At 52.3% G+C, this 24,191-nt stretch carries 20 protein-coding genes and 2 pseudogenes; 7 read left to right on the top strand and 15 right to left on the bottom strand.

Annotated features, from left to right (window positions below; all coding sequences use genetic code 11):
• The first annotated feature begins 69 nt into the window (after positions 1–69).
• Positions 70–1,089, top strand: a complete 1,020-nt coding sequence (gene tsaD / locus BZJ18_RS09710) for a tRNA (adenosine(37)-N6)-threonylcarbamoyltransferase complex transferase subunit TsaD (RefSeq protein WP_077456354.1) — start codon at positions 70–72, stop codon at positions 1,087–1,089.
• Positions 1,090–1,127: 38 nt separating this feature from the next.
• Here tsaD and plsY read toward each other — a convergent pair whose 3' ends face one another.
• Positions 1,128–1,727 (bottom strand): glycerol-3-phosphate 1-O-acyltransferase PlsY, encoded by a 600-nt coding sequence (gene plsY, locus BZJ18_RS09705; protein WP_069588145.1) that lies wholly within the window; start codon positions 1,725–1,727, stop codon positions 1,128–1,130.
• 170 nt (positions 1,728–1,897) lie between these two features.
• Here plsY and folB point away from each other — a divergent pair, with 170 nt between their 5' ends.
• The 3 genes from folB to BZJ18_RS09690 are packed head-to-tail and all read left to right on the top strand — an operon-like array spanning position 1,898 to position 3,551.
• Complete coding sequence (gene folB / locus BZJ18_RS09700; protein ID WP_069588147.1) at positions 1,898–2,251, top strand: dihydroneopterin aldolase; 354 nt, start codon at positions 1,898–1,900, stop codon at positions 2,249–2,251.
• On the top strand, positions 2,248–2,742 hold the full coding sequence (gene folK / locus BZJ18_RS09695) for a 2-amino-4-hydroxy-6-hydroxymethyldihydropteridine diphosphokinase (RefSeq protein WP_077456352.1): 495 nt from the start codon (positions 2,248–2,250) through the stop codon (positions 2,740–2,742). Before folB ends, folK begins: the two co-directional genes overlap by 4 nt.
• Before the next feature lie 8 nt (positions 2,743–2,750).
• Positions 2,751–3,551: an undecaprenyl-diphosphate phosphatase gene (locus BZJ18_RS09690; RefSeq protein ID WP_077456350.1), complete on the top strand. Its 801-nt coding sequence runs from the start codon at positions 2,751–2,753 to the stop codon at positions 3,549–3,551.
• A 6-nt stretch (positions 3,552–3,557) separates the two neighbouring features.
• Here BZJ18_RS09690 and BZJ18_RS09685 read toward each other — a convergent pair whose 3' ends face one another.
• Positions 3,558–4,391, bottom strand: coding sequence for a hypothetical protein (locus BZJ18_RS09685; protein WP_077456348.1), 834 nt, complete (start codon positions 4,389–4,391; stop codon positions 3,558–3,560).
• A gap of 93 nt (positions 4,392–4,484) precedes the next feature.
• Positions 4,485–5,825, bottom strand: coding sequence for a metalloprotease PmbA (gene pmbA, locus BZJ18_RS09680; protein WP_069588153.1), 1,341 nt, complete (start codon positions 5,823–5,825; stop codon positions 4,485–4,487).
• A gap of 128 nt (positions 5,826–5,953) precedes the next feature.
• Between pmbA and yjgA the strand changes: the two genes are divergently transcribed.
• Positions 5,954–6,481: a ribosome biogenesis factor YjgA gene (gene yjgA / locus BZJ18_RS09675; RefSeq protein WP_069588156.1), complete on the top strand. Its 528-nt coding sequence runs from the start codon at positions 5,954–5,956 to the stop codon at positions 6,479–6,481.
• Between the two features lie 35 nt (positions 6,482–6,516).
• Here yjgA and tldD read toward each other — a convergent pair whose 3' ends face one another.
• The 10 genes from tldD to csrD form a co-directional block, all read right to left on the bottom strand.
• Positions 6,517–7,965, bottom strand: a complete 1,449-nt coding sequence (tldD, locus tag BZJ18_RS09670; protein ID WP_077456346.1) for a metalloprotease TldD — start codon at positions 7,963–7,965, stop codon at positions 6,517–6,519.
• Between the two features lie 66 nt (positions 7,966–8,031).
• Complete coding sequence (locus tag BZJ18_RS09665) at positions 8,032–8,850, bottom strand: carbon-nitrogen hydrolase family protein (RefSeq protein WP_077456344.1); 819 nt, start codon at positions 8,848–8,850, stop codon at positions 8,032–8,034.
• Between the two features lie 2 nt (positions 8,851–8,852).
• On the bottom strand, positions 8,853–12,710 hold the full coding sequence (locus tag BZJ18_RS09660; RefSeq protein ID WP_077456342.1) for a YhdP family protein: 3,858 nt from the start codon (positions 12,708–12,710) through the stop codon (positions 8,853–8,855).
• A gap of 3 nt (positions 12,711–12,713) precedes the next feature.
• The gene (gene rng / locus BZJ18_RS09655; RefSeq protein WP_077456340.1) at positions 12,714–14,183 is read right to left on the bottom strand and encodes a ribonuclease G; all 1,470 of its coding nucleotides are present in this window, start codon (positions 14,181–14,183) and stop codon (positions 12,714–12,716) included.
• A 37-nt stretch (positions 14,184–14,220) separates the two neighbouring features.
• Positions 14,221–14,787, bottom strand: a complete 567-nt coding sequence (locus tag BZJ18_RS09650; RefSeq protein WP_069588170.1) for a Maf family protein — start codon at positions 14,785–14,787, stop codon at positions 14,221–14,223.
• 9 nt (positions 14,788–14,796) lie between these two features.
• A complete protein-coding gene (mreD, locus tag BZJ18_RS09645; RefSeq protein WP_069588172.1) occupies positions 14,797–15,285 on the bottom strand; it encodes a rod shape-determining protein MreD in 489 nt (162 codons plus the stop codon).
• A complete protein-coding gene (gene mreC / locus BZJ18_RS09640; RefSeq protein ID WP_069588174.1) occupies positions 15,285–16,193 on the bottom strand; it encodes a rod shape-determining protein MreC in 909 nt (302 codons plus the stop codon). The genes mreD and mreC overlap by 1 nt, the downstream gene beginning before the upstream one ends.
• 33 nt (positions 16,194–16,226) lie before the next feature.
• A complete protein-coding gene (locus BZJ18_RS09635; protein ID WP_077456338.1) occupies positions 16,227–17,270 on the bottom strand; it encodes a rod shape-determining protein in 1,044 nt (347 codons plus the stop codon).
• Positions 17,271–17,454: 184 nt separating this feature from the next.
• Positions 17,455–17,943, bottom strand: a complete 489-nt coding sequence (locus tag BZJ18_RS09630; protein ID WP_158011274.1) for a hypothetical protein — start codon at positions 17,941–17,943, stop codon at positions 17,455–17,457.
• Positions 17,944–17,960: 17 nt separating this feature from the next.
• On the bottom strand, positions 17,961–19,940 hold the full coding sequence (gene csrD / locus BZJ18_RS09625) for an RNase E specificity factor CsrD (protein WP_077456334.1): 1,980 nt from the start codon (positions 19,938–19,940) through the stop codon (positions 17,961–17,963).
• Positions 19,941–20,061: 121 nt separating this feature from the next.
• On the opposite strand from csrD, the gene BZJ18_RS09620 reads away from it, so the two are divergent.
• Together BZJ18_RS09620 and BZJ18_RS09615 are read left to right on the top strand one after the other, a co-directional pair.
• On the top strand, positions 20,062–20,949 hold the full coding sequence (locus tag BZJ18_RS09620) for a LysR family transcriptional regulator (protein WP_077456332.1): 888 nt from the start codon (positions 20,062–20,064) through the stop codon (positions 20,947–20,949).
• 147 nt (positions 20,950–21,096) lie between these two features.
• Positions 21,097–22,254: an alpha-hydroxy acid oxidase gene (locus tag BZJ18_RS09615; RefSeq protein ID WP_077456330.1), complete on the top strand. Its 1,158-nt coding sequence runs from the start codon at positions 21,097–21,099 to the stop codon at positions 22,252–22,254.
• A gap of 250 nt (positions 22,255–22,504) precedes the next feature.
• Here the strand turns inward: BZJ18_RS09615 and BZJ18_RS09605 are convergent.
• Positions 22,505–23,029 (bottom strand): annotated as a pseudogene (locus tag BZJ18_RS09605) (IS4 family transposase); the annotation flags it as partial.
• 31 nt (positions 23,030–23,060) lie between these two features.
• A pseudogene (locus BZJ18_RS09600) lies at positions 23,061–24,080 on the bottom strand (IS4 family transposase); the annotation flags it as partial.
• Positions 24,081–24,191 lie beyond the last annotated feature (111 nt).

The raw sequence follows: 24,191 nt of genomic DNA, 5'->3' as shown, positions 1-24,191 counted from the left end.
CGGTCTTCACGCTCAGCGTGCTCATTTATCCTAAGCGTTCAATCTATCGGCTGTTTTCCTGAGGTTATGATGCGAATTTTAGGCATAGAGACATCGTGTGACGAAACTGGCGTGGCGATCTACGACGATCAACGCGGGCTTTTGTCACATAAACTTTACAGTCAGGTAAAGCTTCATGCCGATTATGGCGGGGTTGTCCCTGAGTTAGCCTCTCGCGATCATGTTAAAAAGACCTTGCCGTTAGTCAAAGCAGCGATGGCAGAGGCGCAGCTGACACCGGCGGATATCGATGGCGTGGCCTACACCGCCGGTCCCGGATTGGTCGGTGCCCTGCTAGTCGGTGCCACCATCGGTCGCAGCCTCGCGTACGCTTGGCAAGTGCCGGCGGTAGCGGTGCATCATATGGAAGGCCACTTACTTGCGCCTATGTTAGAAGACACGCCGCCTCCCTTTCCGTTTGTGGCGTTGCTCGTCTCCGGCGGACACRCGCTGTTGGTCGAAGTAAAGGGTATTGGCGAATACCGCATTCTTGGTGAGTCGATTGATGACGCAGCCGGTGAAGCGTTTGATAAAACCGCGAAGCTGATGAATCTTGATTATCCCGGTGGCCCCTTATTGTCAAAACTGGCAGAAAACGGCACCCACGGCCGCTTCACCTTCCCGCGTCCGATGACCGATCGCCCTGGTCTCGATTTCAGCTTTTCCGGCTTGAAGACATTTGCCGCGAATACCATTGCAGCCAATGACAATGATCCGCAAACCCGTGCGGATATCGCGTATGCCTTCCAAGACGCGGTGGTGGATACACTGGCAATCAAGTGTAAGCGAGCGTTAGAGCAATGTGGCATGAATCGATTAGTGGTTGCTGGCGGCGTTAGTGCGAATCGTCATTTACGCGACAAACTCGACACCCTCACGCGCAAACTGGGCGGCGACGTTTTCTATCCACGTCCCGAGTTCTGTACCGATAACGGCGCCATGATTGCCTATGCGGGGATGCAGCGACTCAAAAACGGGGAGCATATGGGACTGGGGGTGAAGGCACAGCCTCGCTGGCCGATTGATACCTTGCCATCCTTGACTAAATGATGCAAAAAAGCAGCCTTGGGCTGCTTTTTTTACGTCCGTTAACGCCGCCAGCGCCTGAGTACAATGGGCTTTTCCTCGCCATCGAGCAGGCGACGAATATTTTCATAGTGACGAAATAAGATCAGGCAAGAAAGCATCGCCACTGGCATCGTAAATTGCGGTTTAATCCACCAAGTGAAAAGCGGTGCCAAAATGGCGGTGACGATAGCACTTAATGACGAATAGCCGGTGATCACCAACACCACACCCCAAGTCAGCACTAACAAGCCAGTGAGACTGAGTCCAATCGGGGCCATGGCGCCCAGCGCCGTCGCTACACCTTTGCCGCCTCGAAAATGAAAGAACACCGGGTAGATGTGCCCAAGACAGGCGGCGATGCCAATCAAGCCAAGCAAAAACGGATTAATCCCGATAAGATAACTGAGCCAAACGGGGATCGTCCCTTTGAGCATGTCGCACACTAAGACCAATGCCGCGGCCGTGCGGCCGCCAAGGCGATACACATTGGTCGCGCCCGGATTTCCAGACCCTTGTTCGCGAGGATCCGGCAGACCATAGGCCCGGCACACCAGCACCGCACTGGAAACAGAGCCGAGCAAATAGGCAGCGATGATGATGGCAATGGCCAGTGCAGTCATGTGAAATTCCTAGAGTTTGTGCTGCATTCGTTGCTATAGTGCGCCCACGATCTTGATTAGACGCAACATGGATCGGAACGCATCGCGCATCCAAGTGTCAATCGATAAGCTCGATAATACGGGCTTTCTTACCACAGTGGTATCCGACCTGTCACGGAGTGTGAAAAAACATGGATTCCGTCTTTATAGAACAACTCGACGTTGTGACCACCATCGGTGTCTACGATTGGGAACAAACCATCCAACAAAAGTTGGTACTTGATATCGAAATGGCGCACGACAATCGTCCCGCCGCCCAAAGTGATGATGTCAGTTTAGCGCTGGATTATGCCAGTGTCAGTGAGGCTGTGATTGCACATGTTCAAGCCAGCCGCTGTGCACTCATCGAGCGGGTCGCCGAAGAGGTCGCCGCGCTAATCCAGTCACAATTTGGCGTCAGCTGGGTAAAAGTGCGTGTGGCCAAACCTGGCGCCGTCGCCCAAGCGCGTAATGTTGGCGTAGTGATAGAGCGAGGCACACGGTGACAAAAGCATTAGTCAGTATTGGCTCAAACATCGATCGCGACCTGCATATTCAAGCCGCGGTTAAGGCGTTACGAGCCTTAGACCCACACTGCCGTTTTTCGCGCATTTTTGAGGCCGAACCCGTCGGTTTTGAAGGGCCGAATTTCTATAACCTTATCGCTGAGCTCGACACGGCACTCGATCTGGAAACCTTTTGGCAAACCATACGCGATATCGAAAGTCGATATGGGCGACAGCGCGACGACGTTAAGTATCGCGATCGTACCTTGGACATCGATTTATTGACCTTTGGCGATCAGTGTCAGTCCAGCGGACCGGCCTTACCGCGCAACGATATTTATAAATTTGCATTCACCCTTTGGCCGCTCGCTGAACTGTGTCCCGATCAAGCAATCCCCGGGGATGGACGAACATTTGCGCAGCTTTGGCAGCAATTTGACCAAGCCCAGCCACTATGGCCTATCGAGACCCCTGCGTATTTGAAGGAATAATCATTACCATGAACATGTTTGAAGCCTTTTTCCTTGCCCTTATTCAAGGATTAACTGAGTTTTTGCCCATTTCCAGCTCCGCCCACCTCATTTTGCCATCGCAGATTTTTGGCTGGGCCGACCAAGGCTTAGCCTTCGATGTGGCCGTTCATGTCGGCACACTTGCCGCGGTGATTGGCTATTTCCGCCGTGAAGTTGTGTCACTGTTAGGTGCCTTTTTCGCGTCGTTCACAGGTAAACACAGCCGGGATAGTCAATTGGCTTGGATGATCGTATTGGCGACCATTCCCGCCTGCGTGGCTGGCCTATTTCTTAAAGATTTGATTGAGCTTTACCTGCGTTCAGCGTGGGTGATTGCCGCTACCACCTTGCTATTTGGCGCACTGCTTTGGTGGGCCGACCGCCATGCGCGTCAACAATGCGATGAGTATCAAACCACTCGATCGCGTGCGCTGTTTATCGGGGTCGCTCAAGCACTTGCCTTGATCCCAGGCACCTCACGTTCGGGCGCCACCATTACCGCTGCGTTGATGCTAGGCTACACCCGAGAAGCCGCCGCACGGTTCTCGTTTTTGATGTCGATTCCGATCATCACCCTCGCCGGATCGTATCTAGGCTTACAGCTGGCCATCAGCCCAGTGCCGGTTGAGTTTGCCCCCATTGGGGTTGGCGTTTTGGTCTCGTTTGTCAGCGCCTATGCGTGTATTCATGCGTTTTTAAAGCTGGTCACCCGTGTGGGCATGTTACCGTTCGTGATTTACCGCCTGATTTTAGGTGTGGGCCTCATTGCGCTATTGATGAGCCAATAAAACTCGCTAATCCAATGCCATCCGAGGGCAGACCACATTGGCTGCCTTCAGGTGGTACATCTCCACCTCAGGATGGCTAAAAAAGCCCACTTCCCACGGGTTTTTCGCCACAAAACGCTCTCGTATCTCATCAAACATCATCGACGGTTTAGGTACGGTATAAACCTCGCCGCGAATAATGCTGTAGTTCCATTCAATCGCCTGTTCAAAGGTAAAGGTTGCGCGGCTATCAATCGCAAAGTAACAGCGGCTGTCGCGTTTTAGCAGCAACGATTTGAAAGTGCTGGGAAAGGTGATAAAGAAAATGTCATCCTCGACCGACGATAAAAACGCCATCACCGTCGTATGTGGCTGACTCGGCGCATAAGTCAAAAGCACACCGATTTTATTATCATACTCACTGTCATCCATCGCCGGGACTTGCGATAAAGGTGTGGTGGGTAACGCCACGGTCCGACGCGTATCTAACGGATAAGCATAATCAGGGGCTTGATAAGACTTCACCACGCCCATCCCATAGGCCACCTGATATTCGAGCGCATCAATCATGACCTCAAAGGCGGATGTGGCAATCACCTTGCCCTTAAACGACAAACGATACACCTTAAGGTCGGCGTCATAATCACTCACCCCGGTGCGGTTATCGAGATGTAACGTGACCCATTGACCGTCTTTCAATTGATGCCCTTTGGGAAAGATCGTGCGCAACCGGGTATCACTGAGCGGCTCTACACCGCAAATCGACACCGCCATACTGCCCATCTTCTCTGGAGTGGAATACGTGCCTAGCACGCCCAATACACGCGCTCCAATCAGATCACGCAACGGCCTTGTGTTCATGCCTCGCTCCCTCGCTGCTCGACTAACAGCTATTAGCATGGCAGTAAACTAAAAAGGGCGCCAATCGGCGCCCTAAGGGAGAAGTGATGGGTATTATTCGCCAGCCACTTTCATTGCATCAATAATGATTGAGCCGGTTTGAATTTGGCTGCGCGTCTCAATATCTGTGCCGATAGCAACAATATTGGCGAACATCTGGTTTAAATTCCCCGCGATGGTAATGCCGCTGACTGGATATTGGATTTCACCGTTTTCCACCCAAAAACCCGCAGCGCCGCGCGAATAATCGCCAGTGACCGGATTCACCCCCTGCCCCATTAACTCAGTCACCAACAAACCGGTGCCCAAGGTTTTCAGCATGGCATCAGCATCTTGGCCGGTGTGGCTGACATACCAGTTATGGATACCGCCAGCATGACCAGTGGGCTCCATATCGAGCTTGCGAGCCGCGTAGCTGGTCGCTAGATAGGTTTTTAATACCCCTTGTTCCACGATGCGTCTGTCTTGGGTCTTGACCCCTTCGCTATCAAACGGCGAGCTGGCCGATCCTTTAAGTACGTGGGGTAACTCATTGATCGTGAGCCAGTTAGGGAAGATTTGTTCATCCTTTTTATCCAGTAAAAAGGATGACTTGCGATATAACGCAGAGCCACTGATCGCCATCACCAGATGACCAAACAGGCCGGTCGCCACACTGGCATCAAACATCACGGGGACTTCACACGTAGCCAAACTACGTGGGTCTAAGCGCGCTACCGCGTGTTTTGCTGCTTCGATACCGACTGAGGTTGGGGTCCATAAATCGGCTTTATCGCGCGCTACCGTGTAGCTCATATCGCGCTCCATGCCATTGGCACTCTCCGCAATCACCGAGCAGCTTAGCGCCTGACGGCTGGAGGCATAACTGCCTAGCATGCCGTGGCTATTGCCATACACACGGACTCCGTAATGGCTGTCGTAACTGGCTCCATCACTGAATTTGATCCGCGAGTCATAACCTAACGCGGCTTGTTCCGCCTCAATGGCTAATGCGGCTGCAGCATCGGGCTCTGGCTCGTCAGGGTAAAACAGATCAAGATCGGGATACTCAAAGGCCATTAAGTGTTTTGGTGCTGGGCCACCAAAGGGATCAGGTGAGGTATAGCTGGCAATTTCCAACGCGGCTTCGACCGTTTTGGCAATCGCTCGCTCGGACAGATCTGTCGTGGATGCGCTACCTTTGCGCTGATCGCAGTAGACAGTCACTCCCAAGGCACCATCGCGATTAAACTCTACGTTCTCCACTTCACCCATGCGTGACGTGACGCTGATCCCTGTGCTTTTGGTGATCGCCACCTCTGCGGCATCACTGCGTTGCGCGGCCATGTCCAACGCACGGCTGACGGCTTGGCGTAGGTGTTGCTCTTGCTCCGCGACCTGCTGTTTTACACTCATAGTTGACCTTTCTGATTAAAATTCGAATTTGGAATACGGGGCCACGCGAGCCGGTGACAAAAAAGCCCGCGTTTGTGCGCGTTTCTTGTTAACATAAGTGTCATTGCACATTCTCATTGAGGTTGAACATGGGCCGTAAAAATAAACCTGCTCCTTGGGAGGAAGAGGAAGAAATCATCTGGGTGAGTAAATCCGAGATGAAGCGCGATATGCTCGCCCTGCAAGAGCTTGGCGAAGCGCTGGTTAAGCTCAAGCCTGCCGTGTTGGAAAAGTTTCCACTCGACGACGACTTATACACCGCCATTGTTGACGCACAACGCTTAAAAAACGAAGCACGTCGTCGCCAATTGCAATATGTCGGCAAGCTCATGCGCTCTCGCGACCCTGAGCCGATTCAAGCGGCGCTGGATAAGCTACAAAACAAGCACGCGCAACAGAGTGCTGAGCTGCATAAGCTCGAAAAGCTGCGCGACCGTGTTGTCGATGAAGGCGACGACGCTATCAACGATGTGATGTTGCAGTATCCAGAGGCCGACCGCCAACGATTACGCCAGCTTGCCCGTCAGGCTAAAAAAGAGCGACAACAAAACAAGCCGCCCAAGGCCTATCGCGAGATCTTCCAATACATTAAAGGCTTTTACGACCAAAGCCTGTAAAACCTCACGCCAGTGTTCTCCACTGGCGTGTTTGTTTATGACTCCGTGCCACCCACTGTCATGGCATCAAGTTTCAGCGTTGGCTGACCCACGCCAACCGGCACACTTTGCCCTGCCTTACCGCAGACGCCGACGCCTCGGTCAATCGCGAGATCATTACCCACCATCGACACTTGTTGCATCGCCTCAATACCACTGCCAATCAAAGTGGCCCCTTTCACTGGCGTGGTAACTTTGCCGTTCTCAATTAAATAGGCTTCAGAGGTCGAGAACACAAATTTACCCGAGGTAATATCCACTTGTCCGCCACCAAAGTTAGGCGCATACAAACCGTGCTCAACACTAGCAATAATATCACTCGGCGTACTGTCGCCACCCAGCATATAGGTATTGGTCATACGAGGCATGGGTAAATGCGCGTAAGATTCGCGACGGCCGTTTCCGGTCGGTGCCACTCCCATCAAGCTCGCGTTGTGCTTATCTTGCATATAGCCTTTAAGCACCCCGTTTTCGATCAGGACGTTATATTGGCCCGGCACGCCTTCATCATCGATATTGAGCGAGCCGCGACGGTCCGCCATCGTGCCATCATCAACAATGGTGCAAAGCGGTGAAGTCACTTGCTCACCGAGGCTGCCGGTGAAGACAGACGATTCTTTACGGTTGAAATCGCCCTCCAAGCCATGCCCGACCGCTTCATGCAATAGTACGCCCGGCCAACCCGCGCCTAACACCACAGGCATGGTGCCAGCAGGGGCGCCTTCTGCACGCAAGTTCACCAGCGCTAAACGAATCGCTTCATCAGCAAACTGTAGCGCCGTGCTTTTTCCGTCTTGCTCTTGCAAGAACACCTCGTAACCATAACGGCCACCGCCGCCGGCACTTCCCCGCTCACGGCGTCCATCCTGCTCAACGAGCACAGACACAGATAAACGGACTAGAGGGCGAATATCCGCGGCATAGGTTCCATCCGTGGCGGCAATCAATACTTGCTCGTACAAACCATTAATACTGGCACTGACTTCTTTCACTCGCGGCTCTTTAGCACGAATGTAGCTGTCGATTTCTTTCAGCAATGCGATTTTTTGCTCGCGGGTTAGGCTACCGAGCGGATCAAGCGGGCCATAGTATTGACCACCTCGAACCGTGCGAAAGGCAYTGACTTGACCCTGCCCACCTTTGGGTGCAATCCCGCGTGCGGCGGTCGCACTTTGCATTAAGGCATCAGCGTTAAGTTGGTCCGAGTAGGCAAACCCGGTTTTCTCACCCGTGATAGCGCGTACACCTACACCTCGATCGATATTGAACGAGCCGTCTTTGATGATGCTATCTTCCAAGACGAGCGACTCGTGCCACGTTGATTGGAAAAAAACGTCGCCGTAGTCAATTTGACGACCACTCAGGTGAGCCAGTGTCTCTTGGAGATGCGACTCACTGATCCCCGCAGGGCGCAATAAGGTTTCTTCGACCTGTTCCAGACTCATTCGCTTACTCTTGGTTGAGGCTATTTATGCTAGCCAAAGATAAAAAGATGATGCGCCGAGGGTGCGCTATTTCAATTGGGTTTGCAACCGAGCGTGGTCGAGCACCGGCATTTTACGGCGAATGGATTCACCGATGCTTAGATCAAGCTCCGCCCACGTCACACCGGGGTCGTCCCCTAGTGACGCGACCACTTGCCCCCAGGGGTCGATAATCATCGAATGCCCCCACGTTTGACGGCCTTTACTGTGCTCACCACACTGCCCGGCAGCAATCACCCAGCATTGGGTTTCAATCGCGCGGGCGCGCAGCAATGCCTCCCAGTGCGCCTGTCCCGTGACGCGCGTAAACGCCGCCGGCACAGTTAAAATATCGGCGCCTTGCGCTCGCAACGCATGATAGAGCGGCGCAAAACGCACGTCATAGCAGATGCTTAACCCCAAGCAACCAAATGGCGTATCCACGGTGGCAAGTTGATCACCGGCTTGAAAGTAGTCCGACTCCCGATAACGTCCATGGGCATCCGCCACTTCCACATCAAACATATGGAGCTTATCGTAGCTACCTCGCAAATGTCCGGCATTGTCGAACACCAAGCTTGCGCTACTCAAACGGCCATTGTCGTTTTGGATCGGAAAGGCCCCCACCACCAGCCAGATATCGAACTGGTGCGCCATTTCTGCCAGTTGGCGCTGGATAGGGCCATGTCCTAACGGCTCGGCATGCCGTTGGTAATCTTGTTTGTCACCAAATACCAAGGCATTTTCTGGCGTCAGTGCCAGTTTGACGCCTTGTTGATGCAACCGCTGCAAACTGGTTTGCAGTACGTCCATGTTCTGCACCGGATCGGCGCCCGAATTCATCTGGATGATGCCGACTTTTATCATGCTCACTCCTTGGCTTGTTCTGCCTGTTGGCGCAATCGTTCCGTGGCATCGGCGGGCAAGGTTAGCGCCTCTTGATTACGGGAAATTTCCCGRATGTCAGGCGTACCAATCGGCCCAGTGACTTGATAGCGAACCTGTGTAAAGACATCCACAACCGGCGAAATCGCCGTGGTGACGGCCAATACGTAGAGCGCCGTTTGTGGCGTAACAGCAAACGCGCTGAGCACAGGGATCCCAGAGGTAATATCTGGCGTAAAGCGCACATCCGCGTTGACTTGGTTGCTGACCAAGTTAGCGATACCTCTGATAACCATATCACCTGCTAATCCATCCATGCGGATATTATCGGTCACGACCACGCCATTTGTGATCACCGCACGGCCCGTAATGTCATCAAACGCCAGTCCATCTTCGAATACGCCAGAAAAGTCGAGTTGGATTTTGCGTAGAATAGAATCCAAGCTAAATAAGCCCAGCAGTTTGCCCGCTCCCCCGACGCCACTGATGTAACCATCTTGGATATCGGCACGGACTTCACCATTTAAACTCGTGATATCCGCTTGCCACGGCAGTCCCCCATAAGAGATATCCGCTTGCGAGGTAAAACGCGCATCTTGGATCCCACCGCTGACCCCAAAGCGCCCCATTAAATCCGACGTGCTATCGCCATTTAACTGTATGGAGAGCGCCGTTTGATTGCGCTGATCCTCATCGATTAACCAACTGCCGCTTACCGCCGCTTGGTTTTGACCGCTCTCGATGGTCAATGAGGTTAAGTCTATGCGTTCTTCTTGCTTGTCGAGTGATGCAGAAACTCGCCCAAGTCGATAGCCTTGTAGCCATAAATCTTTGATCAATATATCGGTGGATGGCACCGCCGCCAATAGCGCCTTGTCAGCGACAGAGGCTCGGCTGTCCACCGGTGCGAACAGGGGCGCATTAGGATCGTTTTCGGCGGTATCGGCGATCATATTGATATGCCAATGATCGACATCGATCGCTAAGCGTCCTCCCGTCGGCCACTGGGCGCGGCCGCTAAGCTCATTGCTACCGAGTAAGGCGTCCCATCCTTGTGGCTTTTTGCGCACAGCAAGAGACACTTGATTAAACCTCAGTTTGTCGGCATCTAAACGAGCGATGCGTGCGTTCACTTTAGTGGGCACCGGTAAGGTCGGAAAATCACTTTGCCCTTGTGGCCATTGCGGCGTCACGTCACGCCATAGGTCACGCCACGGCATTATATCTAGCTGTGCCAAGTCAATATCCAACCGATGCCCTTGCGTCGCCAAGAGTAAGGTGGGCTGTTCGCCCACATGCCATTGGCTTGCAGTGATCACGGGACGATCGCCTTGGGTATTAATACGCGCTTGATAGCTAACCGCCGGTAACTGAATTCGCCCTTGTAGCCCTTCGCTGTTGCCCGTTGCCGCCAGCGAGGCGCTACCGGTTGACCAACGCGGTTTAGCCAGTGGCGCGGGCAATGTTGACTGCAAAGGCGTGGTGTCGATATCAACACCCAGTTGGTAGTCAAAACCGATGTCATGCAGCGTCAGGCCCAAGGTCGCCTGCCAACGGGCACCACCAGCAAGATAATCCTCGAGCGGTAACGACAGTTGAGCCAGCAAAGGGGCGACGTCCCAGTCCGCATCCAGATTAAGATCCAGCTGATAACCTGCCGCATCGGTTTGTCCGTCAAAATCGACCTTGATGGGCTGGCCCAGCCATTGGGCCGTCAGCGCCCGAGTGCGGATGGTATCATCGTCAAAGCGCAGCCTACCTGCGACATTATCCAGTTGCATGGACGGTGCCTGAATCAGCACTTGGTTCCCCGCAAAGCGCACTTCACCTGTGGCGTGCGGCTGACTACCGTCGAGAGGGATATCGAGCGCTAAATTGGCATCTACCAATCCCTTAACTTGAACGTGCGTCAACGCCGCGCCCACTGAGTCGACGAGTGGGGTCGCCAACATATAACGACGGACCGCATCCCCGGTGGCGGATAAATCTGCCGCTAGGGTTAATGTGCTATCCGGCGCCTCCATATCCGCGATATCGGCGCGAACCTGACGGCTGATCGCATCGCCAAGGCGTACATGATCGCCCTGAATGGTTAACCGTGCGTTTTCAAATAAGAGCGCAGCATCCAATTCGGTCAGAGTAGGCCATGCGGTATTAAAACTGAATGCGCCTTGACGCAGCGGCACTCGCGCTTGGAATACGCCGTCATGTTGACGGTAGGGAAACGCATTTAACGCGCCAAACCATAAAATGTCACTGCCTTGCGCCTGCCCGCCTTGAATCGCACGAGAGAGGTAATCGGTGAGTGAATCTGGCATCGCACGGATGGGTAAATAGCGCCACGTTTGGCCTGCATCGTGCACATCGGCGTTAGCATAGAGCGCCAGAAACGGTGAACCTTGTGCAGGAATGTCTAAGCGAAACGCGCCGCGCGCCGCCAAGTCTGCCGCTTGGAGGGCAATCGCATCACTCCAAACCGTCAAAGTATCGCCACGATCCGCCCATTGCACCGTCACCTCCCCATGCTCAAGCGGTAACGGCGCTTGAAAAAAATCACCATAGGGGAGTGATTGTTGCCCTAATGCTAAGGTCGCCTTGCCTTGATGTCCCTGACCTGACACGGTGACATTTAACCCCTCAAAGGCCGGGAAATAACCCCATTGATTGGCGAGAATGTCAGAGAAAGAGGCTTGATAGCGCAGCGGCGCATCAGGGGGCTGACTCATTGCCAGCGAGTCCACCATACCGGTCGGTGAAAGGGCGTCTATCAGTTGATGCTGACGGTCAGATTGGCTCAACAATCCAACTAACGGACGTAATGCCGCGATGTCGATGTGACGGGCATTCAGCTGCCAGTTGGACACGTTTCCTTGCCAAGATAGCTGATTGAGCGCCGGCAGCGTGGTATCCCCTTGCTGAACCCAAACCCCATCGCTATCCACACGCCATTGCTGGTCCTCTCTTGCCTGCAGTTGCACGCGGCTGTCTTTGATCGCCCATTGCTGCGAGGCCCCTTGCTGATCGCGCCACGTCAAAGCTAAAGTATCGACACCCAGCAAGGCATTCGCCACTTGGCCTTTCTCAACCCGCAGCCATGCATTGGCATCTAAGCGCGCATTGTCAATCGTCACTGACGGCGTGAAGCGCTTCATCAGCCACGGTGCCAAATCCATGTTTTCGCTAGCCAGATAAAAATCACCACTGAGCGAGTCCAACCCATCGGTCTCGGTAAAGGCCGCATTGACGCGGATTTTTTCCAGCTCTGTCCCCGCAATCCCAATGGTGCCCTGCGCATGATGCTGACCATTTTGATTACGCCACAACAAGTTATCGATATTCAGCGTCTGCGCCGCCAATGAAGGTGTGACAAGAACAAGACGGGCGTTGGTGACAGAGAACTGGCCAAGGCGAGCTAAAAACAAATCTTCAAGGCGCTCACGTACCCCGGTGCTATCTTTTTTATCGGGCAGTTGACCACTGTTAAAGGTCACCCCATCGAGAGTAACATGGGAAAACACCGGTTGACGGCGGGATAGGCTCGCAAAAACATCAAATTTTAGATCAATGTGGTTTGCGGTCAGTAACGGCGGGCTGTTATCACTGGTGGTCAAGGCGACATGATTGAGTTGCAATGACGGCGTAAGGTTGCGCCATTGGCCAGCAATGGTCCCAAGACGCGCGCTAAAGCCCGTTTGCTCGCTAACCCATTGTCGTAGCGGCTCACGCACCATATCCACGTTGGGCAATAAAAAGCGCAAACCGCCAATAAAAACGGCGGTTAACAGAATAAGACTCACGACGCCAGCTAGCAACCAGCGTCCAATTTTCGCGGCCCAGGTCATGGATTACATCATTACTACGTCAAACTGCTCTTGGGTATACAAAGGCTCGGATTTCACCTTTACTTGCTTGCCAATAAAGACTTCAAGCTCTGCGACTAAGTGGGAGTCCTCTTCTACCAAAGCTTCCACCACAGCAGGCGAGGCATATACCACAAATTTGTCGGCATCATAGGCACGGTTCACCCGAGTGATTTCTCTTAGCACTTCATAGCAGACGGTTTCTACCGTTTTCACCGAGCCTCGGCCTTCACACGTTGGACACTCGCCACACAGCACATGTTCAATACTTTCGCGCGTGCGTTTGCGGGTCATTTCCACTAAGCCGAGTTGGGTAAAGCCATTAATGTTGGTTTTTACCCGATCATGGCTCAATGCTTGTTCTAACGAGTGCAACACGCGACGACGATGCTCGTCGGTACTCATATCGATAAAATCGATGATAATAATACCGCCCAAATTACGCAGACGCAGTTGACGAGCAATGGCCCGTGTTGCTTCAACATTAGTATTAAAGATAGTCTCATCAAGGTTACGGCGCCCAACAAAGGCCCCAGTATTGATATCGATGGTGGTCATGGCCTCGGTTTGATCAATGATCAAATAGCCCCCCGACTTCAACTCCACCTTACGTTCCAACGAGCGCTGGATTTCGTTTTCGGTGTCGTACATATCAAAAATCGGTTGCTGACCATCGTAGTAAGCAAGCTTGCCGGCAAGCTCGGGGACAAATTCAGAGGTGAATTTTTCTAACGTATCATATGCTTGACGAGAGTCGACCCGAATCAAATCCAGCTCGGTGCCAACAAAATCACGCACAATGCGCTGCGCTAATGCCAACTCACCATAGAGCATGGATTTTGATTTATACCTTGCGCGCCGCTCTAAGACCTTCTTCCACAACCGTTTTAGAAAGGCTGCATCTTGCGCCATTTCTTTATCCGTCGCGCCTTCAGCCGCGGTGCGGATAATAAAGCCGCCCAACTCATCGCAATAGTCACTGACAATACGTTTTAGACGACTGCGCTCCTCTTCACTTTCGATACGCTGTGACACGCCAACATGCGACGCGCCCGGCATAAAGACCAGATACCGCGACGGCAGAGTGATGTCAGTGGTCAGGCGAGCGCCTTTGGTGCCCAAGGGGTCTTTGACCACCTGAACCACAATGTCTTGTCCTTGGCGTACCAATTCAGAAATATCGCGCACTTGAAATTGCTGCTTCTCATTCTCAGAGACACACTCAGTGTGCGGCACAATATCCGAGGCGTGCAAAAAAGCCGCTTTATCTAAGCCAATATCGACAAAGGCTGCCTGCATCCCAGGCAAGACACGACTCACTTTCCCTTTGTAGATATTGCCTACGATGCCGCGCTTCGCTTCTCGCTCAATATGGATTTCTTGAAGGTTGCCACCTTCGATCATCGCCACCCGCGTTTCGCTAGGTGTGACATTGATTAACAGTTCCGCACTCATGGTTTCCCCGACATCTCAAAAGGGGCCTGACGATTGATCAGGCCATAAATTGCTTGAGCAGTTGCTCGGTTTCATACAATGGCAAACCAACGACCGCGTGATAACTGCCGTCGATACGGGTGACAAACTTGCCGCCAAGGCCTTGAATGGCGTATCCGCCCGCTTTATCCATAGGTTCTTTCGATTGCCAATACGCGCGAATATCGTCATCGGTCAACTCACGAAACCACACCCGTGTCGTCACCACAGTGGTCACTTGCTTCATCGCATTGGCAACGGTCACCGCCGTCATCACTTGATGCTCACGGCCAGATAGCTGTTTGAGCATACGCGCCCCATCCGCTTCATCGCGCGGTTTTTCCAGTACCTGCTCGCCATCGACGACGATCGTATCGGCGCCTAATACAGGTAAATGACCACCGGTTTTTGCGACTCCCGCACGTGCTTTATCTTGTGATAAACGAGACACATAAGCATAAGGCGATTCACCGGCTTTCTGCTGTTCTTCAACATCCACCACTACCCGCGAAAAGTTGATGCCCATATCGGTCAACAACGCTTGGCGTCGCGGTGAGCCTGACGCCAGATATAAATCAATGCTCATGAAATCCCTCTAACGAATTGCAAAACGACGACGCACCCGGCGGAGCAGTAAGAAAAGCCAAGGCCACAGTATAAAGTTAAGCACACCTGCCCAGAGCTGCTCTGGATTAAACTGTACGTCAGAGACGAGGTACTCTGCCCAGAACTCGATCAACTTTCCCGCGAGGGTTAACAGCGACAGTAGCAACGCTTGTTGCCAGTAAGACATGTTGCGCAAAAGTTGAAAGTTGAGCGCAACAAGATAGACCAAAATCGCCATCATTAAACCGCGCACCCCTAATGTTGACCCTAACATCAGGTCCCACAGCAAGCCCAGCACGAGTGCCGTGCCAACATTGACCCGGTGCGGCAAAGCCAGCACCCAGTAGAAGGTCACCAGCAACACCCACGATGGCCGAAAAGGCGCGAGTTCGCCAGGCCAAGGCGCTGCTTGTAAGATAAGTGCAGCAATAAAAGTCAGCCAAATCACCAGATGGCCGCGAAAAATTGAATTTGCCACTATTGCGACTCTCCTTTTTCGTTAGATGCCACGGCATCCTCGGGTTGAGAGCCTGCTTGTTCGCTATCTTGCTCAGGATCCGCTTGCTCAGGCGTCGGCCAGACCAACAGCAAATACCGGAGACGATCAAATTTCACCGCCGGCGTTGCCTTGACCTGAGCAAATGGCCGTTTGTTGTCAAACGAAAACTCCGTCACCGTGCCCACCGGATAACCTTCCGGAAAAACACCGCCCAATCCCGACGTGACCAGCTTGTCACCGACCTTAATATCGGTACTGCTCGGAATGTTGTCCAAGCCGATGTACGCTGTCGAACCCCGTCCGGAGGCAATCACTCGAATGTCATTGCGCATTACCTGCACAGGAATCGCGTGGGTAGGATCGGTTAATAGCAGCACCCGGCTATTGTGCGCGCCCACATAGGCAATTTGCCCCACCACACCGTGTTCATTGATCACCGGTTGGCCTTCGTAAACACCATTGGTGCGCCCTTTATCCAGCATCACTTGATGTTTATAGGGATCGGAGTCGACCGCCATAACCTCAGCGACCATTTTTCGCTCATCGCGAACAAACGGCGAGCCGAGTAACTCCCGTAAGCGTTGGTTTTCGCGCTCTGTTTGCGCTAACAACAACTGATCACTTTCAAGGCGCAATACTTGCGTACGCAGCGCCTCATTTTCGGCCACTAGACGCCGGTGAGATTGAAACTGCGTCACCAACGCATCTAGCGTGTCCCTTGGAACGTTCGACGCATATTGCAGCGGTGCAACCAGTGTATTGAGGAAATAGCGAACGCCAGCAAAGGCGTCAAGACGACTATCAGCCAGCATAAGGCTGACTGATAGTAAGAGAGCGAAAAACAGGCGTAGTTGCAGAGACGGGCCTCTGCCAAACATAGGTTTCATGATGAAAACAACCTGTTTGTTGGCACGATCACCTTAGTCTTCGCTAAAGAGGTCGCCGCCGTGCATGTCAATCATTTCAAGCGCTTTACCGCCACCGCGGGCCACGCAGGTCAATGGATCTTCTGCCACCACTACAGGGATGCCGGTTTCTTCCGTCAGCAAACGGTCCAAATCACACAGCAGCGCACCACCGCCTGTGATCACCATACCGCGCTCAGAGATGTCAGACGCTAGCTCAGGTGGACATTGTTCTAGCGCGACCATCACGGCTGAAACAATTCCGGTCAGCGGCTCTTGCAGCGCTTCAAGAATTTCATTCGAGTTCAGGGTAAAGCTACGCGGCACCCCTTCAGCGAGGTTACGACCACGCACTTCAATCTCACGCACTTCATCGCCCGGATACGCCGAGCCAATTTCGTGCTTGATGCGCTCTGCCGTCGCTTCACCAATCAAGCTACCGTAGTTACGGCGCACGTAGTTGATGATGGATTCGTCAAAACGGTCACCACCGATACGCACCGATGAAGAGTACACCACACCATTTAGCGAGATCACAGCCACTTCAGTGGTACCACCGCCGATATCGATCACCATCGAACCTGTGGCTTCTGAGACCGGCAGACCTGCACCGATCGCCGCCGCCATTGGCTCGTCAATCAAATACACTTCACGAGCACCCGCACCGAGTGCTGACTCACGAATCGCACGGCGTTCAACTTGGGTCGAACCACAAGGAACAGCGACCAGCACACGCGGGCTTGGGCGCATATAGCTGTGATCGTGTACCGATTTGATAAAGTGTTGCAGCATTTTCTCAGTCACGTAAAAGTCGGCAATCACACCATCTTTCATCGGGCGAATGGCCGCAATGTTTCCAGGCGTACGACCCAGCATTTGTTTGGCGTCGTGACCCACAGCAGCCACACTTTTTGGCGAACCCGCTCTGTCTTGGCGAATGGCAACAACAGAAGGCTCATCAAGAACAATGCCTTGTCCTTTTACGTAAATCAGCGTATTGGCGGTTCCCAAGTCAATCGATAGATCGTTGGAAAACATCCCGCGAAGTTTCTTAAACATGATGGTCGGTTAATCCTGCAAGCTGTGAAATCAGACAAATTGAGCTAAATGTATCAACGCGCACGGTAAGCGGCAAGATACGGCGCTGTAAACCTGAATGAGATCTGAGTTTTTTTTCATTGCGCTGTCATTTTGATGATTTTTTCATCGAAAAACATGCCAGCTTCCTATTTTGTCCACTTTGCTATTGCGACATCGGTGCCTCTTGGCAAGAGGGACGGATGACTAATTCGGTCTTCGCATGCTGTGTCGGTGTTGCTTCATAGTAACTGAGGTAACAAGACGGTGCGGGATTATCATGATACATCCACACGTAATCGACGCCGGCTTGGCTGTCATGCGGCTTGGGCAGCCAGCGCTCTTCTTCTTTAAGTACACCAATCAATTGCGGTAAGTCATTGGCTACAGGATACCCAAACTGCACATCAATGGTGACGCCTTCGACCGTCAACGTTCCGCGAGGCTGATCCGCGATATTCGAGGCTTGCGCTTGTTCATAGGTCTGTACCATCACATTATCAATGGCGCTTTTTAGCCCTTTTAACGCCGTTACGTTCGCGTCCGCCTCATAATCATAGAATTTGGGCACCGCAACAACCACAAGCAAACCTAAGGTACACAACAGAAGAATAAATTCGAGCCATGTTCGCCCTGCCTGTTGCTTACGATTCACTTGATTCTCCTCTGTTGTCATCGTTTCCCCCAGCGGCGGCGTTTCTTTTGCGCAGGATGAGGCGACATTTCCGCACCGAGTAAGCGCCCTTGTCCCCCCACGACGCCCAGCTCTTTGACCACCTGCCACTCTAGGTCCGTTTCCACACCTACTGCCAAGACGTCGGTGGTAGTGGCTTCACACGCCCCCAGCATACTGCGTAAGTACAATTGGTTTTCAGGGCGCTGATGAATATTACGCACTAAGCTACGATGTAACTTGATATACGCGGGCTGAATATCTTTTACATAGTGAGTGCTCACTACTGTTCGACCAGCTTGGTCGACCACGAGTCGGCACCCTAACGCGGCTATCATTCTCAAACAAGGGCGCGCCGCGTCAAATTGCGCCACTAAGGCACCTTCAGACACTTCCACCAACAAACGATTGAGGATACTTCGGGGTGTTTGCAATAACGCATCACGCAACCAAATCACAAATTCGCGTTGGCAAAGTGAGTGAACACTTACATTTATAGCATAATTGTCGATATGATCAGCGGTTTTTAACCACCACAGCGCACGGCTCACCGTCGCTTTATCAAACACCACATCCATACCGACCAACTCGACCCCTGGCCAGAATCGAGAGGCTTTTAACACCTTGCCATTTTCGTCTTTGATCCGACCTAAAAGTTCATAGTGAAGACGGGTTTTGCCATCCCGCGCATAGACAGGTTGGCGATACAGCATCGGCCCTTCCCCCGCCATCACCGATTCCAACAGCGTACGCCAGCGCACACTGCCGCGTTTGTCTAAGCGGCGAATGTCTTTGTCAAATTGCGACCAGCCACTATGCCCTTCCAGTTGGGCCGCTCGCAGCGCACGCTCGGCTTCATCCATCAAACGACCTCGGCGCTCTCCCGCCCCAAATGAGGTCATTCCCATATGGAACCAGTTGTCGGTATCCAGCGTATCTGGCGGGCTAAGCTTGTTAAGAGCGTTGGTGAGTTGAGACAAAAAGGGATGGACTTCTTCCCCAGCTTGGTTAACCAACAAAATGGCAAAATCCGAGGCAAAGTAGCGAGCCAGTACCGCATCAGGAAAGCGTTGGATCGCATTCGATAACACACTGCCCATACCTTGAATCAGCGCATCAGCGCCTTCTTGACCCTGCTGTTCCAGCAGGTCTTCCCAATCGGCGACACGCACTAAAATCAAGCTGCCTTGGCTCGCATCATCGCTGGCTAACGTGTGCAACCGGTTATCAAACATGACCCGGTTCGCCGCCCCAGTCAGCTGATCAAGGAAGGTATTGGTGCGAATAAAGGTATCAAAGCGACTTCGCTCTTGGCGGGCTTCTTTCAATTCCTCGATTAATTGCGTCAATGCGGCACTGGCAGGAATCGGCCACTCGTGAGCATCACCATGCTGCGCTTCGTCAAGCCTGCCAGCTAGGATTAAGCGCCCTCGCTGCTCCAAGACCTCACTGCCATAAAGCTGGCGGCGTAACCATTGGATCCCCCACGCCAAGCCCAGCACAATCACCAAAATGGCCGCGGAAAGTGACGACAGCGGCCCAATGGAGTAGGCAAACTCCGCATACGGTGGCACAAAAGTCAGCTTCACAGCAAAGCCGGGATTGTTGGCCAGCGGAATGTCTCGGGTAATCGCTTGTTGCGTGGTCGGGGCTTGATAATGAATTTGTTCGTACTGATAAAGGATGCCCGCATCGGAGTAGATAGTCAGCGAAGTGACATCACTCGCCTTGAGCATTTTAGGCAGCCAACGAGAAAAATACTGGTTGTCCCGTTGCTCGGTGGCCATTTCCTGATCGATCACTTCCACCATGCCATCCACATAGTGTGAGATAAAATCGATACCTAATTGACGAAAGCTAATTGCCCCACCGATAAATAAGACAAAAATGGCACACACCACAATCAGGGTGACAAACGCCACTAATCGATTGGTAAGCTTCATGCCGCTAACTTTGAGGGCGTTGGCTGTTCTTTCCATGATTCTCTGCTGATTCAGGTCGCCTTGATGGTCGAGTAGTCGGTATTATCAGGCTTGGTTATCATAATGTGAATGCTTGTCTGACGATTGGTTATCACCTTTTTCACTATTAAGAGGTTTCATGGACTGGATTACCTGCACGCAAAGCTTTATCTGTGTGGTTGAACAAGGCTCTTTGGCACAAGCCGCCACCAAGTTACACGCCTCAAGTTCTGCACTGTCAAAGCGGTTAAGCTGGCTTGAGAGCCAGCTGGGTGTGCAGCTGTTAAAGCGCACCACCCGAAGCCTATCGATGACCGATGCTGGCGATCTGTTTTATCAACGCGCCAAAGCGTGGGTGGATGATTGGCAACAGCTGGTCAGCGAGACCGCATCCACGTTTGGCGAAGTCAGTGGCATCCTGCGTATCGGTGCGCCATTGGTGACAGGGAACCGCTTCTTGGTCAACTTTATTGCTGAGTTTCTTGAGATCTATCCGAAAATCAAAGTCGAGTTGACCACGCTAACTCCCGGCCAATTGCCCGATCTGAATTTAGATGTGGTGATCAGCCGTGAGCTCGACTACTTCAACTCAGCCAGCTACATCGCAGCCAAGCTGTTTGATTTTCAACCCGGCTTTTTCGCCGCTCCCAGTTACCTCGCGCGTCACGCGCCGATCACCTCACCCACGCAACTGACCGAACACAACGTCCTGCTATATGGCAATTCACACCAACCTCAAGAACGTGTTTTTGAAGACGGAACGCGCTTGCAGTTATCCGGCAACTGTGTCTCTCCCAATCCCGAAGCGCTGGTGAGTGCGGCTGTGATCGGGATGGGGATCATTCTTGGCGGCGCGGGCACCGTCCAAAAAGAGCTCGATCAAGGGTTACTGGTCCCCGTTTTACCAACGCTGAAACAGCCCCGCACATCTGCCTATGCCTACTATCCAAAGTTGGACTATAACCATACCAAGACCAAACTATTTATCGATTTTATCAAGCAAAAAGTTAAGAATTTGTATATCTAAGGGAATGCCACGGCTTAAAAAGCGATAGCGCATGCGCGGCTTTACGCGATTTTGGAAAAAGTATTTTATTTTTTGTCTATATATCGATAACAACTGCCGCGCTAAGGTAAGGGTCTTTACTCACCTCACAAAACGGACGCGAGATCCATGTCTTACTACAATCCTAACTATCCCGACACACCGGCACTCAAACGTGCGGCCAAAAAGCGTATTCCCGCCTTTGCCTTTGATTATTTATGTGGTGGATGCCACGACGAAATCGGTCTCGCTCATAATTTTGATCGCTTTAAAGACGTCAAGCTACAGTCTGATCTTTTGGCTCCCACCCCTGACATTGATTTATCCGTTGAGCTCTTCGGCCACCGCTATGCCGCGCCCTTTGGCATTGCGCCTGTTGGCTTACAAGGCTTGATGTGGCCTAAAGCGCCTGAAATTCTTGCCAAAGCCGCACTGGAAGCCAATGTGCCCTACGTACTCAGCACAGTGTCGTCGGCAAGTCTTGAAACCATTGCCGACATTTCTGAGGGCGCGGCATGGTATCAGCTCTATAACCCAACCGATGCCAAGATCCGTGAAGATCTGATGGGCCGCATTAAGCGTGCAGGCTACAAGGTTCTCCTTGTCACCGTCGATGTACCAACCTTTGGTTATCGCCCTCGCGACATCAAAAACGGCTTAGCCATGCCACCCAAAATGAACCTACGCAATATTGCACAAATGATGCAATGTCCAAGCTGGTGTTGGCATACCTTGCTGGCGGGGGTTCCGGAAATGCAAACCCTCAAACCCTACATGCCGAAGAACATGCCCACCAGCGAGTTGGCAAACTTTATGAACAATACCGTGATGGGTGCAGTGGATTTTGAAAGCCTGAAAGTGATCCGTGACAACTGGGATGGCCCCTTGATTCTCAAAGGACTGGTCAATCCTGAAGACGTCGCTCAGGCCGTTGCCCTAGGTGCTGATGGGGCGGTGCTATCCAACCATGGAGGCCGTCAGTTAGATATCGGCGAATCGCCGCTCGATACCATTCGCGCTATCGACAAGGCCTATGGGGATAAAATTAAGCTGTTGCTAGACAGCGGCGTACAAAGCGGTGGCAACGTTGCGCAGGCCATGGCCATGGGAGCCGACTTTACCTTACTGGGCCGTACCTTTGTTTACGCGTGCGGCGCCGTGGGGCATCATGGTGGCGAGCACGCGATTGAAATGCTCAAACAGCAAATGACGCAAGTCATGGGGCAATTAAAGTGTCCAACGCCGACACAACTGCCACATTTCCTCAAAGCCGGCCCCGGTGTTTAAGTTCATCAGATAAAGAAAAGCCCCGTAACAACGCTGTCTCTTGATCACATCTCAGAGGTCAAGAGACTGGGCTAGTAGGTAACCTTCAAGGATGGTTTGTAACATAAACCATCCTTCCCATAACCTTTCCCAGCCAACTCGGCCATTACGTTTTGAGTCATGCCAACCGGCTAACTTCCCGAGGTTAATGTACGCCCAATACAGACTGGGAGCATGCTTTGGCGGTGGCGGCCTGTCTCTTGATCACATCTCAGAGGTCAAGAGACTGGGCTAGTAGGTAACCTTCAAGGATGGTTTGTAACATAAACCATCCTTCCCATAACCTTTCCCAGCCAACTCGGCCATTACGTTTTGAGTCATGCCAACCGGCTAACTTCCCGAGGTTAATGTACGCCCAATACAGACTGGGAGCATGCTTTGGCGGCTTACTCTTTTCCTGTTTAGACCACAGAAGCTTCCAAGCCAGCGGGCTTAATATCGTTTCACAACTCTGTYTTTCGGCCTCTTCTTTATTGAGTCCGAGGTAACGCAGTTGGTGCAACCGCACCGCGATGAAAGCCAGTATCACGACCATTCGYTCTAAGTTTTCTTTACTTTGCATCCGCAGGCCTTCGACTTGAGTTCCGCCGCTCTTCCATGCTTTGTGAAACTCCTCAATCAACCAGCGCTTTTCGTAGTGATCCAATATGCGTGCAGCATCTTCTTTCGTCCGGACGGGCTCTGATGTCAGAATATGCCAGTTCAGGCCTTTCTCATGGCCAACTTCCTGACAACCACAACCAGTTTTCTTTACTTTGCATCCGCAGGCCTTCGACTTGAGTTCCGCCGCTCTTCCATGCTTTGTGAAACTCCTCAATCAACCAGCGCTTTTCGTAGTGATCCAATATGCGTGCAGCATCTTCTTTCGTCCGGACGGGCTCTGATGTCAGAATATGCCAGTTCAGGCCTTTCTCATGGCCAACTTCCTGACAACCCACGTAATATAACGGCACAGGCTCACCTGTTTTATTGGCTGGGATCTTCACCGTCACCGGTGCGTAACACACTTCGCAGCTGGCTTTACGAGCCTTGCGACCGCCTTTCTGCCTAACCTGAACCGTCCTGGTGCCAGCATGCGCCAAGGAGTCGCTGTACTGGTAAAGTTTCTCCTCACTTTCCTTGATGCAGCGACTTTGCATTGAACGCACAATAAAGCGTTGCTGATGCGAGACCTTGTAGGTCAGGTATTCGATAACATCAGCCTCCCGGTCACAGACCGAGATAACCTTCTGAATTCCGTTCCCGAGACGAGTTTCCATGGCTCGAGAAGCGCGTTCCCATTTATAGCTTTCTTTTTCTATGTAAGGCCTGCTCGCATGGCGCTGATTCTGCCCGTAGGCCTGGAGATCTCTGGTCCAGCGTTCTTGCTCAATCAGACCAACGACATGTTGCTCTTCTGGCGCAAACAGCAAGACAGAATGGGCATGCATCCCTCGGGAGCGCTTATTGGATGTGGTATGCCCCATTTCTCCCCGAACGGTCTGATGGGAAAACTCGAGCGAAGTTGTATCTTCAAGGGCGAGTAAGCAATCATAGTGCTTTGTATGTTCAACTGTTGCGGCAAAACCCGCTTCAGCAATGGCTTGTGGATCAATGGCTTGATTCCGAGTAAAACGATAGGCCGCTTCAATATCGGCGGGAGATTTTAAAGACTGCACGAGGGACTGCCCTAAGTGGTTGGCCAGAGAGGAGGCAAGTTTAACCAGACGCTTGGTTCGGCGGCTATCACCTAATTCGGTATGGTAGAAGGTATCCTTGGCCCATTGCTCAGCATCTGTTGAAAACATAGTCACTTACCTCAACTTATGATTTTTTGTTGAGATCAGTCAGGCAGATAAAGGTTCAAAAAAAATCCCTCGATTCTCATCGAGGGATTTGTGTAGGAAAGCCAGAGCCAG

The sequence above is a fragment of the Salinivibrio sp. IB872 genome (assembly GCF_001995345.1).
Taxonomy (GTDB): Bacteria; Pseudomonadota; Gammaproteobacteria; order Enterobacterales; family Vibrionaceae; genus Salinivibrio; species Salinivibrio proteolyticus.
The sequence above is the reverse complement of the archived record's forward strand: the minus strand, read 5'-3'. Positions and strand labels throughout refer to the sequence as shown.